The sequence below is a fragment of the Bacillus sp. FJAT-50079 genome, from assembly GCF_018343515.1.
In the GTDB taxonomy this organism is placed as follows: Bacteria; Bacillota; Bacilli; order Bacillales; family Bacillaceae_C; genus Lederbergia.
In genome coordinates, this window is record NZ_JAGYPD010000004.1 from 345,142 (window position 1) to 362,307 (window position 17,166).

The window sequence follows — 17,166 nt, forward strand, 5'->3', positions numbered from 1 at the left end:
CTATGACAAGCACTTTATCAGCAGAAAAAGTTTCTATGAGAGATGTATTTGGAGAAACATTGCTTCAACTTACATTAGAGGATGAAACAGTATATGCGCTAGATGGTGATTTAGCAAACTCGACAAAAGTAGATGTGGTTGCTAGTAAAAATTCAAGTAAGTTTTTGCAAATGGGCATTGCAGAACAAAATATGATGAGTGTAGCCGCAGGACTAGCATCAACAGGATTGCAACCATGGGCAACGACATTTGCTGCTTTTCTATCAAAACGAGCAATCGATCAAATTCAAGTACAAATTGCTCAACCGAATTTAAATGTAAAAATGATAGGGGCATATAGTGGTCTTTTAACTGGATTAACTGGAAAATCGCATCAAGCATTGGAAGACATCGCTATATTCCGTACTCTCGCTAATATGGTCGTTCTTGCACCAGCGGATGGTGTAGAAGTAAAAAAAATGATGGAATATGCCAATAAATATGAAGGTCCCGTTTATATTCGGCTTGCACGTGATGAATATCCCATTATTTTCTCGGAGGATTATAACTTTGAACTTGGAAAAGCGGTCACATTAATAGATGGAAACGAAATGACAATTATTTCAACAGGGACACAAACGAGTCGCTCTCTAGAAGCGGCCGAACAGCTTGCAAAGGAAGGGATTTCTGTATCTGTTGTTCATATGCCAACGATTAAACCGATCGATCGCGAGGCGATTGTTCAAGCGGCTGAAAAAACAGGCGTCATTGTTACGGCTGAAGAGCATAGTATTTATGGGGGGCTTGCTAGTGCTGTTGCTGAAGTACTTGTTGAAGAACATCCCGTGCCAATGCTTAGAATAGGAGTGAACGACCGTAATTCAGAATCTGGACCCAATGAAGAAATGCTAGATAAATATGAACTATCTACGAAACATATTGTTAAAAGAGTGAAAGAAGCCTTGAAGAAAAAGCGCTAATTACCTAACCGTGGAGCTGTCTTGGAGTTCGCGAAAGGAAAGCATCTAAACAAGAAAGGATAGGAGAAGAGAATATGCTGGACAGTATTGTAAAAGATAAGCTTTTTATCAATGGGAAATGGGTGGAAACAGACGAGACCTATAAAATCTATAATAAGTATACGGGGCAATTATATTCGGAAGTAAGCATTGCGGATAAAGAATTAGTGGATCAAGCGATTGAAGCGGCTGTTTATGCTCATAAAAATACGGTGTTCGCCCCTGAACAACGTTACAACATACTTATGCGGACAGCGGAGTTGCTGCTTCAAGATGCAGATGCATTTGCAGAATCGATTGCAAAAGAAGGAGGCAAGCCGATTACAGATGCGAGAGTCGAAGTGAAGCGCTCAGCAGCTACATTTCAAATCGCAGCTGATGAATCAAAAAAACTTGTCGGTGAAATTATTCCTAATTATAATGCCCAAGGCCGTTTTCTATATACAGTGAAAAAACCTGTTGGAGTTGTAGCAGCGATTACACCTTTTAACTTCCCGTTAAACCTAGTCGTTCACAAAGTGGCACCAGCACTTGCAGCAGGAAATCCGGTAATCATTAAACCGGCTTCTGATACAGCGACGATTGCAATTAAACTATGTGAATTGCTTGAAAAAGCAGGAGTGCCTAAAGGCTTCGTACAAGTTGTAGCGGGAGGAGGAGCGACTGTCGGAGAACAGCTTCTTCACGATGAGCGAATCGCCCATTATACATTCACAGGCTCACCTGCTGTTGGAAAGCATATCCAAAAAACGATAGGTTTAAGAAAAGCAACATTAGAGCTTGGCTCCAATTCAGCAACGATTGTTCACAATGATGCAGATATTGAAAAAGCAGCTGCAAAATTAGCAAAAATGTCATTTGCCCATGCTGGTCAAATTTGCATTTCGGTTCAACGGATCTTTGTCCAGGCATCGATTTTAGAGACATTCATGGAGAAGTTTTTGCATAAAGTATCTTTATTAAAAGTAGGAAATCCGTTAGATCCTGAAACGAATGTGGGCCCGATGATCAATGAAAAAGAAGCGGTACGTATTGAGCAATGGGTGAAAGAAGCGAAAGAAGCTGGAGCAAACATTATAACAGGCGGTAAGCGTGAAGGAAGCATATTCTATCCGACAGTAATTACACAAGCACAAAAGGGAATGAAAGTCGTTGATGAAGAAGTGTTTGCACCGGTTGTTACAGTTACACCATATGAATCAATTGAAGAGGCTATCGAACTTGTAAATGATTCTAAATATGGTTTACAAGCTGGTATCTATACATCAGACCTTAACTTATCCTACAAAATTCCATATTTACTTGATGTAGGGGGCGTTGTCATTAATGATACATGCTGCTACCGAACCGACCAAATGCCATATGGTGGTGTCAAAGATAGTGGAAATGGAAAAGAAGGTCCGGCATATGCAATTCAAGAGCTTGTTGAAACCGTCACAGTCGTTGTGAATGTAGAAGAATAAAATAATCAAAAGGATGGGGTAATTATGACAGCTTCTGTTGATTTAATCGCATTAGGTTCTATTGTATGTGACAAATGTGGAGAACTTATTGAAACGGTACAATCAGAAAAAGTGACCATTTATTACTCCCGTTGCAAGGAAGAAAAATGCTGCAATAAAAAAGCATAATAAACCTTCAATTAATGAAATAGCTAATATAAAAATTACCGGAGAATATCATCCATTCTCCGGCTTTTCTTATATGAAGCAACTTGTCTGAATAGTCTAAGTTACTGTAAAATTAAGTGGGATAAATCGTGAAAAAATTAATTAAATTTAGATGAAAGAGCTGATCGTAGTGAAAAAGTTGAAAATAGCCGTCATTCCAGGCGATGGGATTGGTCCAGAAGTGATCGATGAAGGGGTTAAAATCATGAAAAAAGCCGCTGAATTGGATGGGCGGATGACCTTTGAGTTCACGTATTTTCCGTGGGGGTGTGAATATTATTTGCAACATGGAAAAATGATGGACGAAGATGGGATTGAACAATTGAAAGCGTTTGATGCGATTTATTTAGGTGCGGTGGGCTATCCAGGGGTCCCGGATCATATTTCGCTATGGGATTTGCTATTACGGATTCGAAAAGCGTTTGATCAATATGTAAATATTCGCCCGATTACGTTGTTAAATGGAGCACCGTGTCCGTTAGTCGGAGGCAGTAAAGAAACCATTGATATGTTATTTATTCGTGAGAATAGTGAAGGTGAATATGCAGGAGCGGGAGATTGGTTATTTAAAGGTAAACAGGAAGAAGTCGTATTGCAAACGGGTGTGTTTTCCAGAAAAGGGACGGAACGGATTATCCGTTATGCGTTTGAAACGGCCGCAGCGGCCGGGAAGTCGTTGACAAGCATTAGCAAGGCGAATGCTTTAAACTATTCAATGGTATTTTGGGATCAAGTTTTTGAGGAAGTGAGCAAAGAATATCCGAATGTGAAAACTTCTTCGTATCTTGTTGATGCCGCTGCCATGTTGATGATTAAAGAACCGTCACGATTTGAGGTCGTTGTTACGTCAAACTTATTTGGTGATATTTTAACGGATCTCGGTGCTGCTTTGGCAGGTGGAATGGGGCTTGCGGCAGGAGCAAATATAAATCCTGAAAGATTATATCCATCGATGTTTGAGCCCATTCATGGTTCGGCACCAGATATTTCTGGACATGGCATCGCCAACCCACTGGCATCGATTTGGTCAGCGAGTCAAATGTTTGACCATTTTGGCTTTGAAGATATTGGAAAGCAACTGCTTCTCGCAATTGAAATGCTCATGGAGGAGAAATCAGTGTTGACTCCAGATCTTGGAGGGACTGCGACGACTTCTCAAGTTGGGGACCGCGTTGCTGAAATATTGACTGAGATCATGGTAACAGCCAGCTAACATAAATAAGAGGGAGCGTGGAAATGAATTAGAAACAGCGCGGCGTATACAAGGCGCTGTTTTTTCACTATCTAGGAAATTATAAAATACTTGCTTGTGGACAATTTCTACTGGAGCAATCTACGTCTAGCTCCAGTCGCCCAGCGACTAGCAAACTTCATTCTTCATCCTACGATAAGTCAACATCGGCTCATTCTTCGATGTGTTTCCTTTAAGGATCGTCGACTAAGATCGCCACGTCCTGTTGACGCAGTTTGTACGTCGCTAAACGGGCGCTTACGCTTTTGTTCTGAAGTAGAATGATTATAAAAAGGAGAGGGAGTGAAATGGATGAATGTAAATGAAAGAGGGAGTGGGAAGATTGTATCAAAGAAAGACCATTTAAACTTTTTAGCTGCTGTATTTTGTTTTTGGTTTGCAATCTATATATACGCTCCGGTATTTGGGGTTTACTTACAGTCACTTGGTTTTTCTTATTCAGCGATCGGAATTATATTAGGGAGCTATGGGATTACACAAATAATGCTACGTTTCCCACTTGGTATTTTGTCTGATTTTTTACATAAAAGTCGAAAAAAATTGCTGTTCAGCGGTTTTATAACTGTTTTTATTAGTAGCATCATATTCATTTTTTTCGATTCGTTCTACATGGTATTAGTCGCTCGCCTACTAGCAGGGGTGACAGCGGCAATGTGGGTAATGGCAACGATATTATATGCCCATTACTTTCACGCAAGTCAATCTGCTAAAGCAATGGGTACTTTGCAATTTATTACAGTCGCAACTCAATTATGTGCGATGGCTATTTGTGGATATCTCGTTCATTTATTTGGCTGGCATTTTCCTTTTTGGATTGGAGCTGTTGCTTCAATACTGGGAGCTTATTGTGCGTGGAACATTAAAGACGTAACAGCGGAAAAATCCGTTGTATCGACTCGTATCATAACGCATCTGAATGAGACAATTCGCCTACCCCAGCTTAAGATGTTGACCTTTCTATCACTTATCGCCCATGCAATCTTATTTATTACAATCTTTGGGTTCAGCCCAATCGCTGCAAAAGCTCTGAATGTGCAGGAAAAATCATTAATTTGGTTAAATTTAGCTTTTTTTATTCCACATGCTTTAGCCTCTTTAAGTCTTGTATTTTACGAGCCGGAGCGTCGCTATCATAAATCGGGCTTGGCCGTTTGCTTTATCGTAACGGCTTTCTTCATTATGTTGATTCCGTTTGCAAGCTCACTTGTTTCGCTTAGTCTGTATCATATTGGTATTGGATTGGCACTTGGTTTTATTTTCCCAATATTGTTGAGCGAAGTCGTCCGAATTAGCCCGACACATTTAAAAATGTCTGCAATGGGTTTTTTTCAATCATTTTATGCAATCGGCATTTTTCTTGGTCCGCTTGTGGCTGGAACGGTGGCTCAATCATTTGGTTTAGATCAAGTGTTTTATTTAACTGCTATTCTTTCATTCAGTAGTGCATTTGTAGTGATATTTTTATATAAGGGAGCAGGAAAGATTCAAATAAAAGATAAACAGCATGTTGATCAGGTTAACCATTCATTACAGAGGATAGCAGTAAAAAAGTAAGGAGTGTGTATGAAATGTATCAGCTTTCATCCTTATATAGCGCATTGCGAATTATGGACATTCAACTCGATCAAATTGAAAAAGGTTGGACTTATCCTAATCATAAACATTCATATTTTGAATTTATTTACTGTATTTCGGGTGAAATGGAGCAGTCGATAAATAATGAAGTGTATAGATTAAAACAAGGAGACGCGATCATCGTTAAACCCGGTCTCTATCATCACAGCTTCACTCCTATGACGACAGAGTATTTAGTTTTCCACTTTGAAATCGAAATGAAAGAAGTACATGCCGCTTTTCAATTAATGAAAAATCCAGTTATTTCAACTGAAGAAAAGGTTCGTGATCAGCGGACCATTTCTGATTGGGTAGTAAAGTTCATCGAAGAGTTTAATATGCAATCACAAAAAAAGCAGTCTCACTTAGTGCAAGAAGATTACTTAGAAGATATGCATTGCGCCGTCAATGCGCTTCGTTTGCATTCAAGTGTGATCGAATTAATTAGTATTTTAGCGCAATATTGTCTATCTAAAGAACGCCTTCAAGAAAGTGATATTCCAGCTTCACAAATAAGGATCGCTCACAAAGCAGCTAATTGGTTGGAAAATAATTTACATAATAACGTTAAAATTGAGGAATTAGCGAAAGAATTAAACTTTCATCGTTCCTACTTAACTCAATGTTTTAAAAGAGCATATGGAATATCACCATCAGATTACCTTATCCGCATTCGCATATGTGAAGCAAAGCAGCTTTTACTAGAAACAGATTATTCAATTGAATATATTAGTCAACTCTTATCATTTTCATCAACGGCCCATTTTAGTCGTAGCTTTCGTTTGATGATGGAGATCACCCCTTTGCAATTTAGAAAAAATAAAAAAAGTCATTATCAACAACCGATGAGCACCATTCGCCGGCAATCATCACCACATAATTGATAAAAAAACCTTTTAAATCCAACAATTATGCAAAAACGTCTTACAAAGTACAATGTTTCTAATCATGAAAAGCTGTTACATTGTCTATATAGAGCGGAATCCTATGCAATAAAGGAGAGATAATGATGATGGCAAATAAAATTCGATGTGCTATGATCGGCTTAGGTCGATTAGGTTCCATCCATGCAGGAAATCTTGTTAACCATATAAAGGATGCAGAATTATTATATGTAGTCGACCCTTTTGAAGGTCGAGCGGAACAAGTTGCTAGAGAATTAGGTGTACAACGATGGGCAAATGATCCGAATACGGCTTTTAAAGATCCAGATGTTGACGCGGTAATCATCGCCACTCCGACACCAACGCATGCTGAGATGGTAAAACTTGCTGCCAAAAATAAGAAACATATTTTTATAGAAAAGCCGATTACGCAAACATTAGAAGAAACAACAGATGTCATCCATTTGATTAATGAAAATAATGTTCTTTGCCAAGTCGGTTTCATGAGAAGATATCATCCAACTTTTGTAGAAGCTAAAAAGAGAATTGAAGCAGGGGAAATAGGTAAACCCATTTATTTTAAAGGATTTACAAGGGATAACCCGCCAGGTAAATATCCGATTTCCCCTCCGATTGCTTTTTTAAAAAATAGCGGTGGTATCTTTCTAGATCTCGCAATCCATGATTATGATATTGCTAGGTACTTGATTGGTTCTGAAGTCACTTCTGTATTGGCAACTGGAAAAATTATTATGAACTCTTTTATGGAAGAGTATGATGACGTTGACCAAGCAATCACCTATTTAGAGTTTTCTAATGGAGCAACGGGGGATATAGAATCAAGTCGTAATTCTCCATATGGCTTTGATATTGGCTGTGAAGTGATTGGAACGGAAGGGGCGATTCAAATCCCTACCATTCGGGAAAAAGAGATCACATTATTGAGTCCAACAGGTAAACATGAGCCGGGGCCGATTTTTCCACCATCGCTTTCAGAGGCATTTACATTAGAGATAAATGATTTTATTCAATCAATTATTCGTAACCGTCGAACCTCATGTAATGAGGTTGATGGAAAGCAAGCATTAGAAATTGCAGTAGCTGCAACGGAATCATACAAAACTGGAAAAAAGATCGAAATTCATTCAGCACATGCGCCTTATAGTGTCTAGGTAGATAAAAAGAGAGGAAGGGATTTTAAACATGCGTCTTTGTTTAGTAACCGATTCATTGGGGACATTGTCGTTTGAGGAGATGCTTGATACATCGGCAAGATTAGGCTACGAAACATTGGAATTTGGCTGTGGAAATTGGTCTAATGCTCCCCATTTACAATTAGAGGAATTACTAGGAAGTCGTTTGAAACGCCAAGCCTTTCTTAATGCCATTCAAAGTAGAGGCTTAGAAATAGAGGCACTTAATTGTTCAGGAAATCAACTAGCCCCAAATGAAGAAGGAGTGCAACATCAGTCGACCGTGGAAAAGACGTTTATGCTAGCGGAACGATTAGGTGTAAAGAAAATCGTTATGATGTCAGGTTTGCCTGGTGGTGGCCCAGATGATCAAACACCTAATTGGATAACGACAAGTTGGCCGCCAGAAACAATTGAAATTCTTAATTGGCAATGGAATGAGGTTGCTTTTCCGTATTGGCAAAAGACTGTTCAGCTTGCGAAGGAACATGGGATTGAGAAAATTGCACTAGAAAATCATGGCTCTCAATTAGTGTATAATCCAACGACAATGTTTAAGTTAAGGGAACAAGTAGGTGAGATGATTGGGATGAATTTAGATCCAAGCCATTTATTTTGGATGGGAGGAGACCCAATTGTAGCTGCTAGACACTTAGGAGATGCGATTTATCATGTTCATGCGAAAGATGTTCGGATCGAAAGAGGAATTCATGAAATCGATGGCGTTCTTGATACGAAAACGACCGATCGCTTCGCCGATCGCGCTTGGAATTTTGTTGCTTTAGGATATGGCCATGACGCAAAGTGGTGGAAAGAATTCTTTTCGGTTGTTCGGATGACTGGATATGATGGTGCTGTCAGTCTTGAAAATGAAGATGCGTCTATGGATCAGATGACAGCTATAGCGAAATCTACCAGTCTTCTAAGAGAAACAATACCGAAAGATTTTTCTGTGAGAGCGTTGTCACGAAGTCAACTTTAACTAAGAAAACAATGTAGAAGGAGTGTCAGCGATGACTACATTTGTACGTTGGGGAATCTTGAGTACTGCACAAATTGCACAAGATGAATTATTGCCGGCTTTTAAAGAAGCAAAAAATGCAGAGGTCGTTGCTATCGCAAGTTCTAATCAAAGAGTAAAAAGCATCGCAACTAAATTTGGCATACGTACCGTTTATGAAAAATATGAAGATTTATTAGCGGATCCAATGATTGATGCTGTTTATATTCCATTACCAAATGCACTTCATGCAGAATGGGTAAAGAAAGCAGCTGAAAAGGGTAAGCATGTACTTTGTGAAAAACCCGCTGCCTTAACCGCGAAAGAAGCGGAGGAAATGATTGATAATTGCAAAGAAAATCACGTTCTTTTTATGGAAGCTTTTATGTATCAATTTCATCCCCAACATGAAAGGGTAAAGGAAATTCTTGCTTCCGGAGAAATTGGGGATTTAAAAACAATGAGAGTAAGCCTTTCATTTTATCTTCATTCTAAGGAAGAAAATATTAGGATGCGCCCTGAATTAGGCGGGGGGAGTTTATACGATGTTGGGTGTTATTGTATACACTCGATTCGAAATATTGTAAATGCCGAGCCAAATAAAGTGTTTGCGACAAGTTCAATAGATGGACAAGTAGATATATCTGTTGCTGGGATGATGAAGTTTAATAATGGGATCACTGCCTTATTTGATGCAGCGATGGATCGGACAAGGATAGATGATTATGAGCTAATTGGGACAAAAGGAAGAATTCGAGTGCCAAGAGCTTTTGTTCCTCAATTATTTAATGGAGAGGCAATAATAGAAGTGAGTACCAATGATGGAGAAAATAGACAAGAAAAAATGATTGGTCATCAATATGTTCTTCAAGTCGAGCATTTTTCAAAAGCTGTTTTAGAAGGAAAGTTGGAAGAACGTTTCGCGTTAAATACAATTCAAAATTTAAAAATAATAGAAGCTTGTTTCAGATCAATTGAAAAAGCAACGTTTGTTGATCTATCGCCGGAATGGGCAATGAATCCTTGATAGCACAATTTTGCCTTAAAGATGAATCATAAATAATAGGGGAAACGGAGAGTTAAAAGCTAATGAATCAAGCTTTTGACTCTCCGTTTTATATGAAATCGTTGAAGTGTGCGTTTCTGATTGGTGCTGTAATTTATTTAACGCTTGTATAGCGAATTAAATCAAAGAGAATAAAACGGTATTTTTTTGTAAGCGGAACCAAAACGGTATTGCAAGAAAGCTATTAATAGTATAGACTAGTAATTAATAAGTTAAGCGCTTAACCAAGATAATAGGAGGGATATTATGTCACAATTACTTGTAAAGCCTCAAGCGAGGGATCATGATGGGAAAATTATCAGTGTAACCCCAGAATCTGCGCGGTGGGAGTATGTAGGATTTGAAGTATTTTCTTTAAAAGCAGGAGAAACATTAAGTAAATCAACAGGGGAAAGCGAAGTATGCCTCGTATTACTAACGGGGCGAGCAGATGTTAAAACGGAAAAAGAACATTTTGAAAATATTGGGCAAAGAATGAGTGTGTTTGAAAAAATACCGCCATTTTCAGTCTATATACCAAATGATGATGCTTACAAAGTGGCGGCTTTAACGGACCTAGAATTAGCTGTCTGCTTGGCACCTGGTAAAGGAAATTATGAAGCACGCCTTATTTCCCCGGGGGATGTTGGACAAGAAGATCGTGGTTCAGGAAAAATGAGCCGCAAAATACATAATATTCTACCTGAACAAGTAGATGCTGATAGTTTACTAGTTGTAGAAGTTTATACACCTGATGGCAATACGTCGAGCTATCCACCGCATAAACATGATCAAGCAAATTTACCACATGAATCATACTTAGAAGAAACATATTATCATGAGGTAAATCCTACACAGGGCTATGTTTTACAACGAGTATACAATGATAAGCGGAGCTTAAATGAGACTTTATGTGTTGAAAATCGCAATGTAGTACTCGTTCCAGAAGGGTATCATCCAGTAACAACGGTTCCAGGTTATGAATCATATTATTTAAATGTAATGGCTGGACCAGTTAGAACATGGAAATTTCATAATGATCCAGATCATGAATGGTTATTTCCAAAATAAAACATTAAGTTAAGCGCTTAATGTTTGATTACGTGAAAAGGAGCTAATGATATGTATAACTTAGATTTTAAAGCAGATCGCAGCTTTGATTTAATTGGAATAGGTAGGCTTTGTATTGATTTGAACGCAGATCAAATCAATCGTCCAATGGAAGAAACCTATTCATTTACAAAATACGTTGGTGGTTCTCCGATTAATATAGCGATTGGATCAGCGAGACTAGGATTGAAAACGGGATTTATCGGCAAAGTTTCAAATGATCAAATGGGCCGTTTCATTGCGAAGTATTTACAAGATAGCAATATAGATACATCCGAGATCTCTATTGATCAAACAGGAGCTGTTACTGGATTGACCTTTACAGAAATTAAAAGTCCCGAGGAATGCAGTATCCTAATGTATCGTAATAATGTTGCTGATTTAAAGCTTGCAACGACGGAAGTGTCAGAAGATTATATTAAAAATACGAAAGTGTTATTAGTTTCTGGAACTGCTTTAGCAGCTAGTCCGTCAAGAGAAGCTGTATTTTTAGCATTGGATTATGCTCGTAAACATGGGGTCGTTGTCGTTTTTGATCTGGATTATCGACCTTATACATGGACATCTGCACAGGAAACGGCTATTTATTATAATCTTGCAGCAGAGAAAAGTGATGTAATTATTGGGACGAGAGAAGAGTTCGACATGATGGAACAATTTGAAAGTTATCATAAAGATGATTTACGAACTGCACAGAAATGGTTTGGTTATCATGCCGAGATTGTTGTGATTAAACACGGTGCAAATGGTTCTTTTGCCTATGCTAAAGATGGCTCTTCGTATCAAGGAATCGCTTTTAAAACAAAGGTGTTGAAGACGTTTGGGGCGGGTGACTCGTATGCATCTGCGTTTATATACGGGTTATTGAATAATTGGGATATACCGAGAGCAATGGAATATGGGAGTGCTTCGGCGGCGATTGTTATTTCTAAACATAGCTCTTCAGATGCGATGCCAACGGTGGGTGAAATTGACAATTTCTTGAAAGAAGCGGTCGCTCTAAAATAAATATGTAAGCATTGTAAATTCAAGCAATTGTAATGGGTAAAATATATTTAGTGGAGGCGATTTACATGACTCAAACAATAGTGAAGACATTACAAAACTATATAGGCGGAGAATGGATAGAAGCTCAATCAAATCGTACGGAAGCAGTATATAATCCGGCGACAGGTGAAGAGATTGCTCGAGTTCCGATCTCGATTCAAGCAGACGTAGATCAAGCAGTTCAAGTAGCGGCAGAGGCTTTCGAAACATGGAAGGAAGTTGCAATACCAAGACGGGCTCGTATTCTATTTAAATATCAACAACTACTTGTTGAGAACTGGGACGAACTAGCAAAATTAATTACAATTGAGAATGGGAAAAACTTCAAAGAAGCCCATGGCGAAGTGCTGCGCGGAATCGAATGTGTGGAGTTTGCTACTGGTGCACCAACCTTAACGATGGGGAAACAATTGCCTTCAATTGCGACGGGGCTAGAGTCAGGTGTTTATCGTTACCCAATCGGGGTTATTGGTGGGATTACACCGTTTAATTTTCCAATGATGGTTCCATGTTGGATGTTCCCGCTGGCGATTGCCACTGGAAATACATTTGTATTAAAACCGTCTGAGCGTACACCATTACTAGCTAATCGTTTAGCTGAATTACTAGAAGAAGCAGGGCTGCCAAAAGGTGTATTCAATATCGTTCATGGGGCACATGATGTCGTAAATGGCTTATTGGATCATAAAGATGTGAAAGCAATTTCCTTTGTAGGTTCTCAACCTGTCGCTGAGTATGTGTACAAACGAGGGACGGAAAATTTGAAGCGTGTTCAAGCGCTCGCGGGAGCCAAAAACCACTCAATTGTTTTAAACGATGCGAATTTAGATAATGCCTCTACGCAAATTCTTAATGCAGCATTCGGATCGGCTGGCGAACGATGCATGGCTGCTTCGGTTGTTGCAGTCGAAGATTCAGTATCAGATGCGTTTATCGAACAATTATTGCAAAAAGCAAATGAGCTTACGATTGGAAATGGATTAGACGAAAATGTATTTTTGGGTCCAGTGATCCGTGAGCAGCATAAAGAGAGAACATTACAATATATCGAAACAGGTGAAAAGGAAGGCGCACGCCTTATTCGTGATGGAAGGGAAGATGAAGAAGCAAAAGGCAAAGGCTATTTTGTTGGACCAACTATTTTTGATGAAGTGACAAGTGAAATGAAAATTTGGCAAGATGAGATTTTTGCTCCAGTGCTATCCATTTCACGTGTAAAAAACTTGGAAGAGGCAATATCTCTTTCTAATCAATCACGATTTGCAAACGGTGCATGCATTTTTACGAAAGATGGAGGAAACGTACGTATATTCCGTGAAAAAATAGATGCAGGTATGCTAGGTGTAAATATTGGGGTACCCGCACCGATGGCATTCTTCCCATTTTCAGGTTATAAAGATTCTTTCTATGGCGATTTGCATGCAAATGGAACGGATGGTGTAGAATTCTATACAAGAAAGAAAGTCCTTACTGCTAGATGGGTTTAAAGTTGGAGCAAGATTTATCGAACTCACTGCACAGACAAATGATGAATGTAAGGAAGAAAATATACTATCATTGAAGGTGCAAGTATAAATAATTGAATGTTTAGTAGCATAAGCCAAGATCCAAGGTTTGTGCTATTTTTTTATGCATGAACCATCCCCCATCGGTATTATCTCTTTATGAATTTTGGAATATGACTCGGGAGTTAATTAAGGTGTAAGGAGAGAGTCTTCCTGTATTAATATAGGATGAAATTTGTTTTACAAGGACATCTTCATTCCTGTGTGATTAAATATACTAATAAATATATAAATTGTGTACCAAAAGATTTTTTCATAGGTCATTTGATCTGAACTGGAATATTTAAAATGAGAAAGTAAAACCGGCTCCCGTTGGATAGCCGGTTTTATTGTGTGAAAAGCGAAATATATCCTGAGATATAAAGAAGAAAGATTAAATAATCATCTTTTTTTATAGGTATAACTTACTGATTATTTAGAACTGATTTAGATAATTGTGAAAAAATGGTATGATTCCATGCTTCTTTATGCCGATTTCCAACCGTTATTGCCTGTGATACTGTGGAAAGAGTTTGAGCAAAATGGAGGGGGAAAAATGAATAAAAGGCTTTTCATGATAATAACCGCAATGTTGTTAGCGGCTATCGTCATTAGTGGATGTGGCAAAGAAGCGAAAGAAACGAATAAGGAAGACGCGATTGGCGAATCGGAAGAAAATAATGTAGATGAACAAGAATCTGAGGCTGAAGAGATTGTAGATGAGGAAGCCGATAAGAAAAGTGAAGCAGCAGATCAATCAAGTAATGACTTTTCAGAATTAATCACTTATATGGAAGAAGAAACGGAAGGGACTGCTAAGGTTCTTTATGAAAACAATGAGCCGCAAGTTCATCAATCGGATGGTGTATCGATTTCGTTAGACGCCTACGTGTTAGTTGAATTGGCTGATTTTCATACTGATTTTGATATCCCTTTCAACGACCAGACGGATGGTGGTGTCATTCTTGCTAAGTATACGGTAAAGAATGAATTAGATAAAGATGCTTATTTTATGCCAGCACTTTATATGTCCTATACGGGTGCACCAAAAGCATATAATAATTATCGCGATTTGCTTCCGCGAGAAGATCAACTGCCTGAAAAGTTATCTCCTACGAATGATTATTTAATTAAGGCAGGGGAGACGATCACAGGATATTATGCATATCCATTTGGCAAGGATCATTTAGATGAAGTTTTAGAGTTGTCAACTGTCGTGGTTGATATTCCAAAACCTCACTCTGAAAAGGGAGATGTTAATTCTAACTTCGGGAGTGAAGGGAAATTTACATTAAGTCTGAATGAAGATGGGGCTGCGAAAGTTGCCGCAAATGAAGCCTTTTTCCAAGACCGAGCAACTAGAGAAGATATGGGTGAAAAGGAGATGCTAAAAGAAAAGGATGGCATCAATGAAAGTGAAGAACTGGGAGATGTAGCTGTAACGTTAGATGGATATCAATTTACAGCGTTTACTCCAAACTCAGTTGAAGCACCACGCTTTTCATCTTTTGTAAACGGGGTTGTTTTACTTACCGTTAAATTTAATTTGAATAATAAAGGAACGGAAGATATTGGGTTATCATCGATGAGTTCTAAATTAACTGTTAATGATGGAACGCAATACTTGCTTAATGAAGGTTTGCTACTTCTTTACCGCAATGATGATATTGTTAAAGCTGGTGAATCAGGAGAACTCTTACAAGCATTTGTTTTGGATCAGGAGCAATATGAGAAGATCTGGAAGGATAAAACGTTTGAGATTGAAATTGGTCCGATCAAGAATACAGAAGCAAAAGATATTTCCAAAGGGAAAAAAGCGAATTTTATTTTACCAAACTAGTATATTTAGAAGAGTTGAAAATAAAGTGCCATCCTCCGAAAAAAACTTTCGGGGGATTTTTCTAGTATACAAAAAGCCGTCCAAATTGACGGACGGTTTGTTTGTTATAAATTGTATATTGTTTAAGGGTTATTTTAACATTCAATTACTTATTATCTTCAAGCGTTCTTTTACATCCTCTAGCCTTGGCATTCCGCCTTGCGCTCCAAACTTCTCCACTGAAAGCGACGCCGCTGCGTTTGCGAATTCAATCGCATCTTCGAAAGGATAGTTTTGTGATATCGCATAAGCAAATGCGCCGTTAAATGTATCCCCAGCCCCGGTTGTATCGATCGCGTTTGTTTCAAAACTTTTAACGACCACATGTTTTTCACCGTTGAAAAATTGTGCCCCTTTTTTGCCAAGCGTGACAATGACTTGGTTTGGATACTTTTCTAACGCGTGTTCATAATCAGCACCAAAGATTTGTTCACATTCTGTTTCATTTGGTGTGACAAAGGTAGATAAATCGATCATTTTCGGTGAAAATCCCGTAGCTGGTGCTGGATTTAACAGCACTGGTATGTTGTTTGTTTTACATATTTCAAGTGTTTTTAATACGGTATTTGTTGGGATTTCCAATTGAACAATGACGATTTTACTTTCGACAATCTGTGCTGTTAATTGTTCAATTCTTTCAGGTGTTAGTTTGTCATTAGCGCCCGGAACGACAATGATGCGATTATCACCTTCAGATAATAATATATTGGCGATGCCTGTTGCCGTATTTTGAACGCGTTGAATATGGTCGATCATGATCTGTTCCCTTCTTAAGTTAGAGAGAAGCTCTTCCCCAAATAAATCATCGCCGACACAGCCGATCATTTGAACTTTTCCACCAAGCCTTGCGGCGGCAACTGCTTGATTGGCCCCTTTTCCCCCAGGAACGGTTGAAAAGCTCTTGCCAAAATTTGTTTCTCCTTGCATCGGTAATGTAGTTGTTTCTACAACTAAGTCCATATTGATACTTCCTACTACTGTGATCATGTCAAGCTCCTTTCCAGCCTACTCTTCTTCATTTTTAATGTTCAAATTAAATTTTACTCGGTCTCCAAGCCAAATCGTCGTCGAGTATTCCAGTGGAGTTTTATCAGCTAAATAAGAAGTGCTTTTCACAAGTGTTGCTGGAGACAGATAATTAATGTTTAGCGTCTTCATGTCAGAAGCATCTGGAATGATGGCCTGGATTGAGTTTTCTATACTTTTTGCTTTTAAGTGATAAACATTAGCTAAAGTTAAGCTTAAACGATTATCGATTAAACGATTTTCTGTAATACCTGGTACCTTTGAATTTGCTAGCCAAGAGCGGTTTAAACCAATCGGCTTATTATTAAAAATAAAAATTCTTTTAATATATGCTAATGGCTCTTCCTCACCAATCTCTAAAATCTTGTTAATATAAGGGATTGGTTCGGAAATATGCGAAGAGATAATAAGTGGCGTCACATTAACGCCACTCTCTTGTAGGCGGTTACCTAGGGTAGAAGGCAGACTAAAATCATGCAACATTGGCTGTGGATTTTTTTCGACGAAAACGCCCTTGCCCTGTTCCCTTTTGATAATACCTTCCGAATGCAATACGTCTAATGATTTTCTAAGTGTGACCCTGCTAATCTCGTACTCCTTTGTAAGTTGTGCTTCTGAGGGAATCTTTTCATTCACTTCCCATTCATTATTTGTAATTCTATCCCTAATACTTGATGCAACCTGATAGTAAATAGGAATGGGTGAATCTTTATCAATGTTAATTTTCGAAGAGTTGTTATTCATAGGCAATCGTCCCATCCATTTAGTTAACTTGTATCTATATGTATACAATACATTGTTACTTTGAAAAAGTAAATTACTTTTTAAATGGAAAAATCTTATGGAATAGTATTTTTTAAAAAAATGTTGCTCTAACATGTATTCTTGTGTTAACATCAAGACA

The 17,166-nt window shown here is 38.3% G+C and carries 15 protein-coding genes; 13 read left to right on the forward strand and 2 right to left on the reverse strand.

From position 1 onward, the window contains the following. Window positions 1-2: 2 nt before the first annotated feature. From KHA95_RS12550 to KHA95_RS12610, 13 genes are all read left to right on the forward strand, one after another. Window positions 3-959: a transketolase family protein gene (locus tag KHA95_RS12550; RefSeq protein WP_213137847.1), complete on the forward strand. Its 957-nt coding sequence runs from the start codon at window positions 3-5 to the stop codon at window positions 957-959. Window positions 960-1,033: 74 nt separating this feature from the next. After that, the gene (locus tag KHA95_RS12555) at window positions 1,034-2,461 is read left to right on the forward strand and encodes an aldehyde dehydrogenase family protein (protein ID WP_213137848.1); all 1,428 of its coding nucleotides are present in this window, start codon (window positions 1,034-1,036) and stop codon (window positions 2,459-2,461) included. Window positions 2,462-2,485: 24 nt separating this feature from the next. Next, a complete protein-coding gene (locus KHA95_RS12560; protein ID WP_213137849.1) occupies window positions 2,486-2,629 on the forward strand; it encodes a GapA-binding peptide SR1P in 144 nt (47 codons plus the stop codon). A 169-nt stretch (window positions 2,630-2,798) separates the two neighbouring features. Further along, on the forward strand, window positions 2,799-3,881 hold the full coding sequence (locus tag KHA95_RS12565) for a tartrate dehydrogenase (RefSeq protein ID WP_349305475.1): 1,083 nt from the start codon (window positions 2,799-2,801) through the stop codon (window positions 3,879-3,881). Between the two features lie 330 nt (window positions 3,882-4,211). Next, entirely contained in the window at window positions 4,212-5,474 is a 1,263-nt protein-coding gene (locus tag KHA95_RS12570; RefSeq protein ID WP_213137851.1) for an MFS transporter, read from the forward strand. A 14-nt stretch (window positions 5,475-5,488) separates the two neighbouring features. Further along, entirely contained in the window at window positions 5,489-6,418 is a 930-nt protein-coding gene (locus tag KHA95_RS12575) for an AraC family transcriptional regulator (protein WP_213137852.1), read from the forward strand. Window positions 6,419-6,546: 128 nt separating this feature from the next. Continuing rightward, window positions 6,547-7,590 (forward strand): Gfo/Idh/MocA family oxidoreductase, encoded by a 1,044-nt coding sequence (locus tag KHA95_RS12580; protein WP_213138085.1) that lies wholly within the window; start codon window positions 6,547-6,549, stop codon window positions 7,588-7,590. Between the two features lie 31 nt (window positions 7,591-7,621). Then, the gene (locus KHA95_RS12585) at window positions 7,622-8,593 is read left to right on the forward strand and encodes a sugar phosphate isomerase/epimerase family protein (RefSeq protein WP_213137853.1); all 972 of its coding nucleotides are present in this window, start codon (window positions 7,622-7,624) and stop codon (window positions 8,591-8,593) included. 31 nt (window positions 8,594-8,624) lie between these two features. Next, window positions 8,625-9,638 carry a Gfo/Idh/MocA family protein gene (locus KHA95_RS12590; protein WP_213137854.1) on the forward strand — a complete coding sequence of 338 codons (1,014 nt, stop codon included), beginning with the start codon at window positions 8,625-8,627 and terminating at the stop codon, window positions 9,636-9,638. A gap of 285 nt (window positions 9,639-9,923) precedes the next feature. Beyond that, window positions 9,924-10,727, forward strand: coding sequence for a 5-deoxy-glucuronate isomerase (gene iolB, locus KHA95_RS12595; RefSeq protein WP_213137855.1), 804 nt, complete (start codon window positions 9,924-9,926; stop codon window positions 10,725-10,727). A gap of 51 nt (window positions 10,728-10,778) precedes the next feature. Beyond that, window positions 10,779-11,774 carry a 5-dehydro-2-deoxygluconokinase gene (gene iolC, locus KHA95_RS12600; RefSeq protein WP_213137856.1) on the forward strand — a complete coding sequence of 332 codons (996 nt, stop codon included), beginning with the start codon at window positions 10,779-10,781 and terminating at the stop codon, window positions 11,772-11,774. Window positions 11,775-11,839: 65 nt separating this feature from the next. After that, window positions 11,840-13,300 carry a CoA-acylating methylmalonate-semialdehyde dehydrogenase gene (locus KHA95_RS12605; protein ID WP_213137857.1) on the forward strand — a complete coding sequence of 487 codons (1,461 nt, stop codon included), beginning with the start codon at window positions 11,840-11,842 and terminating at the stop codon, window positions 13,298-13,300. A gap of 613 nt (window positions 13,301-13,913) precedes the next feature. Beyond that, window positions 13,914-15,197 carry a DUF5068 domain-containing protein gene (locus KHA95_RS12610; RefSeq protein ID WP_213137858.1) on the forward strand — a complete coding sequence of 428 codons (1,284 nt, stop codon included), beginning with the start codon at window positions 13,914-13,916 and terminating at the stop codon, window positions 15,195-15,197. A 141-nt stretch (window positions 15,198-15,338) separates the two neighbouring features. Here KHA95_RS12610 and rbsK read toward each other — a convergent pair whose 3' ends face one another. Both rbsK and KHA95_RS12620 read right to left on the reverse strand, forming a co-directional pair. Then, window positions 15,339-16,223, reverse strand: coding sequence for a ribokinase (gene rbsK / locus KHA95_RS12615; protein WP_213137859.1), 885 nt, complete (start codon window positions 16,221-16,223; stop codon window positions 15,339-15,341). A gap of 18 nt (window positions 16,224-16,241) precedes the next feature. Continuing rightward, on the reverse strand, window positions 16,242-17,006 hold the full coding sequence (locus KHA95_RS12620; RefSeq protein ID WP_213137860.1) for a GntR family transcriptional regulator: 765 nt from the start codon (window positions 17,004-17,006) through the stop codon (window positions 16,242-16,244). Window positions 17,007-17,166 lie beyond the last annotated feature (160 nt).